Source organism: Pantoea latae (assembly GCF_002077695.1).
Lineage (GTDB): Bacteria > Pseudomonadota > Gammaproteobacteria > Enterobacterales > Enterobacteriaceae > Pantoea > Pantoea latae.
In genome coordinates this window covers 93,411-102,992 of sequence record NZ_MWUE01000028.1, presented here as the reverse complement: position 1 = coordinate 102,992, position 9,582 = coordinate 93,411, and the positions used below count along the sequence as shown (strand labels likewise).

Here is a 9,582-nt window from a genome sequence, read left to right as displayed (position 1 = left end):
CTGGCGGCACTAGCGCGGCGGTCCCACCTGACCCCATGCCGAACTCAGAAGTGAAACGCCGTAGCGCCGATGGTAGTGTGGGGTCTCCCCATGCGAGAGTAGGGAACTGCCAGGCATCCATATTGGTATGCACCCGCGAGGGTGACACCGGTTATCAGCGAGACCCCGCTGGTAGCAGCAGTATTCGGTGGTGCGGTAGTTCAGTCGGTTAGAATACCGGCCTGTCACGCCGGGGGTCGCGGGTTCGAGTCCCGTCCGCACCGCCACCTCACAGATAAGCCCTGACTGAAAAGTCAGGGCTTTTTCTTTTGCGTTAAAAAGCACTGTCAGCACACGATGATTCCGACAATTAAGAACAGCAATTGAAACCCCGGACTAAAATCCCTATAACAGAAAGGTGCAACGGGTACGGAAGAATTGGGCAATAACGTGCGAAAGAAAACTTATGCAATGCGATATGTCGCGGGACAACCGGTCGAACAGATCTTTCCGCCGGGCGCCATGCTACATCTCGGTCAGGCGCTCCCGCCTGGCGCGCCGCTGACGCCCGATGCGCACCTTAAAGTTCTGGTGTGGAATATCTTTAAACAGCAGCGCGCTGACTGGATGTCGGTATTACAGGGCTTCGGCAAAGATGCGCATCTGGTGCTGCTGCAAGAGGCGCAAACCACGCCGGAACTGGTGCAGTTTGCCACCAGCAACTATCTCGCCGCCGATCAGGTGCCCGCTTTTGTGCTGCCGCAGCATCCTTCAGGCGTGATGACGCTGGCCTCGGCCCATCCGGTCTACTGCTGCCCGCTACGCGAGCGAGAGCCGCTGCTGCGTCTGGCGAAATCTGCGCTGGTCACCGCCTATCCGCTTCCAACCGGTGAGATGCTCATGGTGGTCAATATCCATGCGGTCAATTTCAGCCTGGGCATTGATGTCTACAGCAAGCAGCTGGGACCGATAGGCGAGCAGATCGTGCATCACAACGGCCCGGTCATTATGGCGGGCGATTTCAACGCCTGGAGCCGTCAGCGCATCCATGCGCTCTATCGTTTTGCACGCGAAATGGCGCTGAAAGAGGTGCGGTTCACCGACGATCATCGCCGCAAGGCGTTTGGCCGCCCGCTTGATTTCGTCTTCTACCGCGACATCAACGTCAGCAAGGCCTCAGTGCTGGTGACGCGCGCGTCGGACCATAACCCGCTGCTGGTTGAATTCAACGCCGCACGCTAAAGTCAGCGCGTCAGCAGGGCGATAGCGCGCACCGGCGACGCTGAGCCCTTCTCGATGCGCAGCGGCAGGGCGATAAAGGTGAAGCAGGGCGGCAGACGCGCCAGATTAGCCAGGTTTTCGATAATCAGCTTATCGTTGCCCAGCAGCAACTGATGCACCGGGTTCGTTTCACTGCCGAAGGCGTCAAGCGACAGCGCATCCGTTCCGAATACGTTAACGCCTTTAGCAATCAGGCTGGCCGCGCCTTCAGCAGAAAGCCCAGGCCAGTCCGACAGAAAGGCGCCCTGGTCGGGGCGACGCGCCCATTTTGCATCCCAGCCGGTATGGAAGATAACGATATCGTCCTCACCAATGGCGCCATGCTCGCGCTCCCAGCGGCCAATCTCCTCAACGCCGAAGGTCGCCCTGGCAGCCACGTGGCGCACATCGATCAGCACGCCGCGGCCAATTAGCTGACGCACATCCACCTGCTCAATCGTCTTGCCATCCGGTATAAAGTGAGAAGGGGAGTCGACGTGAGTGCCGCAGTGATCTCCCATAACCAGCTGACAGTTATAGTTGCCGTCTCCGCCCGCATAGCTTTCATTCTCGCCGAGTAAAAACGCAGGATGGGTCGGCCATACCGGCATCAGCGGCTGGTATAGATGGTTCAGCTCGACGACGTCGCTGTTGCGTAATGCTGTCCAGAGTGCGGTCATCTTATCCTCGCTTAACGTTTACGGTTTCTTTAATCAGCAGCAGCGGCACGCAGGAAAGCAGCAGCACCGTGACGATCACCGCATAATGAACGCCGAATCCCCAGCTGTGAATAATCCAGCCGCTTACCGGCGCCACCAGGATGCCGGCAATCCCTACGGCGAGACCGATCATCAGGCCCATACTGGAGGCTGCGGCATGGGGCGCGGAATCGATCAGCAGCGCATAGGCGACAGGGTAGGGAGAGTTGCGAAACAGCCCCCAGAAAATCAGGATCCCCCAGGCCAGCGCGGCGGAATGGATAAAGGTGCAGAGCGCGCAGGCGACGATCCAGCCGGCAATGATAAAACCTAGCGACGATTTGCGTCCTCGCACGTCGGAGAAACTTCCCCACAGGATCTGCCCAATCCAGCCGGTAATGCCCGATGCGCCGGAAATAATCGCGGCGGTAGAGAGATCGAGCCCGACCTCGCGCGTCAGCTGCAGCGTCAGAAAGTTAGCAATGCCCATCTCCGCCCAGGTAAAGCCGAATACCAGCGCTATCGCCATCAGGCAGTTGCGATTTTTCAGGCAGCTAAAGGAAGAGGTCAGGCTGGACGACTGCGGCTGCGGCGCAATAGGGCGGGTGAGGCGATTATCATCGATCCAGCGGAATACCTTGTCGTGATTCTTTTTGGTGCCGAGCGCCAGCTGCATCACCACAATGACCAGCCCGATCAGCGGAATAAACAGAAACGCCTGACGCCAGTCGCCAAACATCAGGATCGCGGCGATCAGCACCGGGCCAATAAACTGTCCCAGCGGAAAGCCGGTATGGTGGACGCCGATGGCGAACCCGCGATTCTCTTTTTGCCACCACTCTCCCAGCAGCGCCACGTTAATCGGCTCCGAGCCGCCGGTTCCCATACCCATAAAGACGCGCAGCAGCTGAAAGGCGCCCAGCGTCTTGCAGAAGGCGGTGGCGACGCCGGAGACGATCTCCACCAGCACCGCCAGACACCAGCTGTAGCAGCGGCGATAACCGGTGCCAATATAGTCAGACAGCAAACCGAACAGCACCGCGCCCGTCAGCGTGCCGATAAAGCTGAGCGAATTGATCCAACCCGCCTCGACCTCACTAATATTGAAATCTTTCATAATGGCAGGCAGCAGCGTGGGCAGAATAATACGGTCAATGGAATTCATCAGTATTGCCAGCGTGGTGATCACCAGCATCCACCATGAAAGCGGATGGGCGCGCGGCAAAAAGCCGCGCTTCGCTGGAGGCGCGCTCTGCTGCTCCTCGCTCACCGGCTGCTGTGCTGTTTTTAACGGCTGATCCAGGCTATCGCTCATTACCTTACCCTGTCATGTTGGCCTCAAAGGCGAAAAGGGTGCCGCAGGCGGCATAGAGTAACCTTCGCGCAACCGCGCCAGAAGAAACACTATGGCTACACGAAAATACAAGGTTGTTAACATGGAACGGCATCGTCTGCCATACAAGTATTTTGTGATTAATAATTGATCGCTGTCACGCGCTTTAACACGCAGGCTGTTGTGTAAGAGAAGGGGAAGAGAAGCGAACAGAAATGAAAAAGGCCAACAATTGTTGGCCTTTTCGACGCATCAGGTATCGGGCGATGCGCTATTATTTACAAAGAGCGTTAGCCTGTCGCCGGGCTGGATATCTTTAGTGCTGCTCAGGACCGTATTCCATCGCATCACGTCTTTGATATCAACGCCGTGGCGGCGTGCAATGCTGGCAAGAGAATCACCTTTACGCACGCGATAGGTGATGCTGTTGCTATTATCAGCCAGGCTGGTGCCGCTGTCGCCGGCGGTCAGCGTCTGACCGGGACGAATGCTGGCGCCTTGCAGATGGTTCTGCTGTTTTAGCGTGGCTACGCTAACGCCCAGTTTGCTGGCGATGCCCGAAAGCGTATCGCCGCGTCGTACTTTATAGCTGCTGCCTGACGCGCTGTTTTTCGCCAGCTGCGTCGGCTGAACCGCTGCGATGTCGCCGGAAGCGAGCGAACTGCGCAGCTGCGCCACGTGGGACTTAGGCACTAAAATGTACTGTGGTCCGTTTGGCGCGGTGGCCCCTTTCTTATAGCCGGTATTGAAGCTCTTAAGCTTGCTGAGCGACATTCCCGCCATTTCGGCAGCCTGCGTCAACTGCATCTGCTGACCGACTTCGACACGCGCCAGCGCGCGGCTTTCGTCGGTGGTCGGCAGTTTAATACCGTAGCGCTTGTTGTTCTTGAGCAGCTCGCTTAAGGCCAACATTTTCGGCACGTAGACCGTGGTTTCGCGCGGCAGCGATAAATTCCAGAAGTCGGTCGGCTTACCGCGCGCCTTATTCTGTTTCATCGCTTTCAGCACACGCCCTTCACCGCTGTTATAGGCCGCGACGGTCAGTAACCAGTCTCCGTCAAACATCTTGTTCAGGCGTTGCATCATATCCAGCGCAACTTTGGTCGAGGCCACCACATCGCGGCGCCCGTCGTACCACTGGTTCTGTTTCAAACCATAATTTTTGCCCGTTGTTGCAACGATCTGCCAGATGCCGGCGGCATTGGCGGATGAGGTTGCATGGGGGTCAAAAGCGCTCTCCACTATGGGTAGCAGTACCAGTTCCATCGGCATTTTACGTTTATGTATCTGCTCGACTATCCAGTACATGTACGGCTCTGCCCGTAATGTTACATCGTGGAGATAGCTCTTATTTTTTAAGTACTTTTGTTTCTGTTCGCGGATCCGGCTGTTTTCCGGTATCCCCATCTTCAACTCGTCACTAATGAAACTCCAGAGATCGGTATCTTCTGCGAGGCCAGTTCCATCTTCCTGCCATCGCGGCGACAACATTCGATCACCGTACTTTCCATTTTCACCTTGACCAGCTGAAGACAGACTCTGTGCATGCTGTTCGGGGATATTGGCGTCATTCCGTGATGCCTGACATCCCACCAGCAAGACCGAGGCGAGTAATATCGCTTTAGCCTTCATGTGTGTGTCAATAGTTCGCTTAAAAGACGAGCAACTATACGTGACCCCCTGTCACAACACAACCCGTAAGATCAAAATTGGTCTTTCTTCTCACGTAACAGGGCAAATGGTTGCCATATATGCTCAGGTGTTAAATTTATGTTCAACGCCCTTTGTAAATCAGGGTCTTGCGTGCGGAGAAATAAATTTATTTGCCGTTCGTGCGCCAGTTTTGTGGGCAAAGTAATGCCATTTTTGGCACGTAAGTCCTTAATTTTCTGATATTCGGCCATAATACCCGGGTCATGAGGCAGAATAGCCGCAGCAAACTTCAGGTTAGATAAAGTGTACTCATGCGCGCAGCAGACCAGCGTATCGCCGGGGAGCTGGTCAAGTTTTTGAAAAGACTCATACATTTGCTCAGCGGTGCCCTCAAAAAGCCGTCCGCAGCCGCCTGAAAACATTGTGTCTCCACAGAAAAGATAAGGCGAACTGTAATATGAGATATGTCCTAAAGTATGACCAGGCGTGTGCAGCACGCTAAAGGTCAGGCCCAGCAAAGAGAAGGTGTCGCCTTCGCTGACGATCTCGGTTGCGCCCTTACTCTCGGTTTCCTGTGGACCAAAAACCGGGATCGCCGGGAATTTCTCCAGCAGGGTCGCCACGCCGCCAACGTGATCCTGATGGTGGTGGGTTAATAAAATGGCGACGGGCGTCCAGCCGTTCGCGTAGACTTTTTCCAGCACCGGTTGCGCTTCGCCCGGATCGACAATCAGGCAGTTGCCCGCGTCGTCGTTCAGCGTCCAGATGTAGTTATCCTGCAGTGCAGGAATACTGGTAAGATTCATAATCACCTCTCGCAGGCCGTTAGAAAAGGAAGATGGTAAAGCATGAAGCCCGCTAAAACTCGCCAGATTCTGACCGCGCCGCACTCCTGGCGCGATATGCCGTGGGGAGACTATTTTCGCGACGCCCTGACTCAGCAACTGCAGCCTTACCTCGGAAAGCTATATGGCTTTCATATGCTTAAGATTGGCAACCTTAGTGCAGAAATCAATACCGAGCACTGCGCTATTTCGCATCAGGTGAATGTCGGCAGCGAAGGCGACCTGCTGCAGGTGCTGGCGCAGGCGACGCAGCTGCCGTTTGAGTCGAAGTCGATCGACGCCTGCCTGCTGGCGCATACGCTCGCCTGGAGCCAGGATCCGCACCGCGTGCTGCGCGAAGTGGATCGCGTGCTGATTGACGACGGCTGGATGATCATCAGCGGCTTCAACCCCTTTTCGCTGCTGGGCATCAGCAAAATGGTGCCCGGCATCCAGCGTAAAGCGCCGTGGAGCGGCCGCATGTTTAGCCAGATGCGCCTGCTGGACTGGCTGAACCTGCTTAATTACGAAGTGATGTTCCGCACCCGCTTTCAGGTGGTGCCCTGGCATCAGCAGGGCGGCAAGGTGATCAGCGCGCATCTGCCGGCGCTGGGCTGCCTGAATATCGTTGTGGCGCGCAAGCGCACTTTCCCGCTGACGCCGACCAAAGCGAAAAAGTCGCTGAGCAAGGCGCAGCTGCGTCCGGCGGTCAACGCCACGCGGCAGTTCCGCGCGACCAACGATCAGGACGCGACCTGATAGCCGATATCCTCTGACTGCGGGCGCGACGCCGCGCTGCGCGCCAGCTCGTCGCAGCGTTCGTTTTCCGGATGGCCGGCGTGGCCTTTGACCCATTCCCACTGGATCTCATGCCCCGCCAGCGCGCTGTCGAGGCGCTGCCAGAGATCGACATTTTTCACCGGCTTTTTATCCGCGGTTTTCCAGCCGCGTTTTTTCCAGTTATGGATCCAGCTGGTAATGCCCTGGCGCACATACTGGCTGTCGGTGCTGAGCACCACATGGCACGGCTCTTTCAGCGCTTCCAGCGCCACGATTGCCGCCATTAGCTCCATACGGTTGTTGGTGGTGAGCCGATAGCCGGCGCTGAACAGTTTTTCGTGCTGACCGTAGCGCAGGATGGCGCCGTAGCCGCCGGGACCGGGATTGCCGAGGCAGGATCCGTCGGTGAATATTTCTACCTGCTTGCGCATCTCTGGTAGACTCCCTTCTGATAAAAACGCCAAGTCTGACATAAAACGAATCCTATGAGCACTGCAAATAACCGCCAGATCGTTCTCGATACTGAAACCACCGGCATGAACATGATCGGTGTGCACTATGAAGGTCACCGCATCATTGAAATCGGTGCGGTGGAGGTGGTGAACCGTCGCCTGACCGGCAACAACTTCCATATGTATCTGCGGCCCGATCGGCTGGTGGATCCAGAAGCGTTTGGCGTGCACGGCATCGCGGATGAGTTCCTGGCCGACAAGCCAACCTTCGCCGATATCGCCGATGAGTTCCTCGACTATATTCGCGGCGCCGAGCTGGTGATCCACAACGCCTCGTTCGATATTGGCTTTATGGATTACGAATTTTCCATGCTGAAGCGCGGCATTGAAAAGACGGAAACCTTCTGCCGCATCACCGACAGCCTGGCGATGGCGCGCAAAATGTTCCCCGGCAAGCGCAACAGCCTGGACGCGCTCTGCTCGCGCTACGAGATCGACAACAGCAAGCGAACGCTGCACGGCGCGCTGCTCGATGCGGAAATCCTGGCGGAAGTCTTCCTGACCATGACCGGCGGTCAAACGTCGCTGGCATTTTCGCTGGAGGGTGAGCGCTCGCAGCAGAACGCAGGCGAAACCATCCAGCGCATCGCGCGTCCCGCTTCCGCGCTGCGCGTGGTGGCGGCGTCGGACGAAGAGGTGATGGCGCATGAGTCGCGCCTCGACCTGGTGATGAAAAAGGGCGGCAGCTGTCTGTGGCGCGGCTGACAGGCGGTTTCGCCGGTTAAATCAGCGTTAAGCGTAAAAAAACAGCAAACGCGCGCGGCGGCGCTAAAAAGCGTTGACGGGGATACGGCGGCTCATTAATATGCGCCTCGTTCCCGACGGGGAACACAGCGCGGTGCGGTAGTTCAGTCGGTTAGAATACCGGCCTGTCACGCCGGGGGTCGCGGGTTCGAGTCCCGTCCGCACCGCCAACTCTTCAGAAAGGCCGATTCAGCAATGAATCGGCCTTTTGCTGTTTCCGTTCCTATTTTTCCTGCATTGCCACGCCGCCGGCGAAGCCGCGCGCCGCGTGCGTCTCGCGCTCATGACGCGCCAGATAGCGGTAGCATCCGCCGCCCAGCGCCGCGCCAATAAACCAGCTGAAGTTAGCGACCTCGTGCAGCGCGGGAATAAAGCTAATCAACAAGCCGATGGCGACCGATGGCAGCAGCGCGGCGATCGCCTTCGGGTTAAAGCCGCCGCGATACCAGTAGCGCCCCTGCGGCGTGGCATCGAACAGATCGTCGACAAACACGCGACTGCGCTTGATCAGATAGAAATCCGCCAGCAGGATGCCGAACAGCGGCCCGATAAAGGCGCCCAGCACGTCCAGCGTATAGTGGATCAGCTCCGGCGACTGAAACAGATTCCACGGCGTCAGCAGCACCGAGCCGACGGCGGCGATCATCCCGCCGGTGCGAAAGCTAATTTTCTGCGGCGAGCAGTTAGAGAAATCGAAGGCGGGCGAGACAAAGTTGGCCACGATATTGATGCCGATGGTGGCGGTGATCATGGTCAACAGCCCAATCGCCACCGCCAGATCGTTGCCGACCATGCTCACCGTCTCAATCGGATCGGTGATCATTTTGCCGAACAGCGACTGGGTGCCAGAAACGATCACCACCGTCACCACCGAGAAGAGCAAAAAGTTAAACGGCAGGCCCCAGCGGTTGCCGCGGCGAATTTCCCCCATGCTTTTGCCGTAGCGCGAGAAGTCGCCGAAGTTAAGCAGCGGACCGGAAAAATAGGAGACCACCAGCGCGGTGGCGGTGATCATCTGCCAGCCCTGTTCTCCCGCCGTCAGCGACTTGCTCGCCAGGGTAAAGGAAATGCCATCGAAACCCGTCTTGTATACAATCCAGCCCGCCAGCGCCACCATCACCACATAAACAGCGGGGCCCGCCACGTCGATAAAGCGCTTGATGGCGGCCATGCCGTGCCAGAACACCATCGCCTGCAGCAGCCACATCACCCCAAAGCAACACCAGCCGAGCAGCGAAAGCCCCAGCCAGCTGGCGTGGGTCATCGACGCCAGTGACGGAAAGAATTTCAGCAGCACCAGCATCAGCGCATTCGCCGCCAGATAGGTCTGGATGCCATACCAGGCGAAGGCGATCAGACCGCGGATCACCGCCGGAATATTGGCGCCGAAGACGCCGAACGCCTGGCGGCAGATCACCGCATAGGGCACGCCCGCCATCTGGCTCGGCTTCGCCACCAGATTGGCGCAGATCTGCACGATGCAAATCCCCGCCAGCAGGCAAATCAGCACCTGCCAGCTCGCCAGCCCGAGGGTGAAAAAGCTGGCCGCCACCACGTAGCCGCCCATGCTGTGCACATCCGACATCCAGAAAGAGAAGATGTTGTACCAGCTCCAGTTTTGCTGGCGCGTCGGCGCCAGATCCGCATTAGTCAGCCGTGGGCTATAGCGCGCCTCTGCGGAGGCAGAAGGGCTGTTAGATTGGTTTGGCATGAAACCTGCTCCTCATAACGACGTTTAGGGGTCAAAGCAACAGAGAGGCTGTTGCAGGATCCAGGCCAGAATCGAAATCTTGTATACA

At 57.4% G+C, this 9,582-nt stretch carries 9 protein-coding genes, 2 tRNA genes and 1 rRNA gene; 6 read left to right on the top strand and 6 right to left on the bottom strand.

Annotated elements, in window-relative coordinates; all coding sequences use genetic code 11:
* The 3 genes from rrf to B2J69_RS19270 all read left to right on the top strand — a co-directional run bounded on the left by rrf (position 1) and on the right by B2J69_RS19270 (position 1,221).
* Positions 1 to 115: ribosomal RNA gene (gene rrf / locus B2J69_RS19280) — 5S ribosomal RNA — on the top strand.
* Positions 116 to 189: 74 nt separating this feature from the next.
* Positions 190 to 266 (top strand) — tRNA-Asp (locus tag B2J69_RS19275).
* Between the two features lie 163 nt (positions 267 to 429).
* Positions 430 to 1,221 (top strand): endonuclease/exonuclease/phosphatase family protein, encoded by a 792-nt coding sequence (locus B2J69_RS19270; protein WP_081141283.1) that lies wholly within the window; start codon positions 430 to 432, stop codon positions 1,219 to 1,221.
* Positions 1,222 to 1,223: 2 nt separating this feature from the next.
* Here B2J69_RS19270 and B2J69_RS19265 read toward each other — a convergent pair whose 3' ends face one another.
* From B2J69_RS19265 to gloB, 4 genes are all read right to left on the bottom strand, one after another.
* The gene (locus B2J69_RS19265) at positions 1,224 to 1,919 is read right to left on the bottom strand and encodes a cyclase family protein (RefSeq protein ID WP_081141272.1); all 696 of its coding nucleotides are present in this window, start codon (positions 1,917 to 1,919) and stop codon (positions 1,224 to 1,226) included.
* A 1-nt stretch (position 1,920) separates the two neighbouring features.
* On the bottom strand, positions 1,921 to 3,252 hold the full coding sequence (locus tag B2J69_RS19260) for an MFS transporter (RefSeq protein ID WP_081141269.1): 1,332 nt from the start codon (positions 3,250 to 3,252) through the stop codon (positions 1,921 to 1,923).
* A 270-nt stretch (positions 3,253 to 3,522) separates the two neighbouring features.
* Entirely contained in the window at positions 3,523 to 4,902 is a 1,380-nt protein-coding gene (gene mltD / locus B2J69_RS19255; protein WP_081141266.1) for a murein transglycosylase D, read from the bottom strand.
* 71 nt (positions 4,903 to 4,973) lie between these two features.
* Positions 4,974 to 5,729 carry a hydroxyacylglutathione hydrolase gene (gene gloB, locus B2J69_RS19250; RefSeq protein ID WP_081141263.1) on the bottom strand — a complete coding sequence of 252 codons (756 nt, stop codon included), beginning with the start codon at positions 5,727 to 5,729 and terminating at the stop codon, positions 4,974 to 4,976.
* A 42-nt stretch (positions 5,730 to 5,771) separates the two neighbouring features.
* On the opposite strand from gloB, the gene B2J69_RS19245 reads away from it, so the two are divergent.
* Positions 5,772 to 6,506, top strand: coding sequence for a class I SAM-dependent methyltransferase (locus B2J69_RS19245; protein WP_081141260.1), 735 nt, complete (start codon positions 5,772 to 5,774; stop codon positions 6,504 to 6,506).
* Here B2J69_RS19245 and rnhA read toward each other — a convergent pair.
* A complete protein-coding gene (gene rnhA, locus B2J69_RS19240; protein ID WP_081141257.1) occupies positions 6,491 to 6,958 on the bottom strand; it encodes a ribonuclease HI in 468 nt (155 codons plus the stop codon). The two genes, B2J69_RS19245 and rnhA, sit on opposite strands and share 16 nt — an antisense overlap.
* Positions 6,959 to 7,012: 54 nt before the next feature.
* On the opposite strand from rnhA, the gene dnaQ reads away from it, so the two are divergent.
* Entirely contained in the window at positions 7,013 to 7,744 is a 732-nt protein-coding gene (dnaQ, locus tag B2J69_RS19235) for a DNA polymerase III subunit epsilon (protein ID WP_081141254.1), read from the top strand.
* 132 nt (positions 7,745 to 7,876) lie between these two features.
* Positions 7,877 to 7,953 (top strand) — tRNA-Asp (locus B2J69_RS19230).
* A gap of 53 nt (positions 7,954 to 8,006) precedes the next feature.
* Here B2J69_RS19230 and B2J69_RS19225 read toward each other — a convergent pair.
* Positions 8,007 to 9,494, bottom strand: a complete 1,488-nt coding sequence (locus B2J69_RS19225; protein WP_081141251.1) for an NCS1 family nucleobase:cation symporter-1 — start codon at positions 9,492 to 9,494, stop codon at positions 8,007 to 8,009.
* Positions 9,495 to 9,582: the final 88 nt, after the last annotated feature.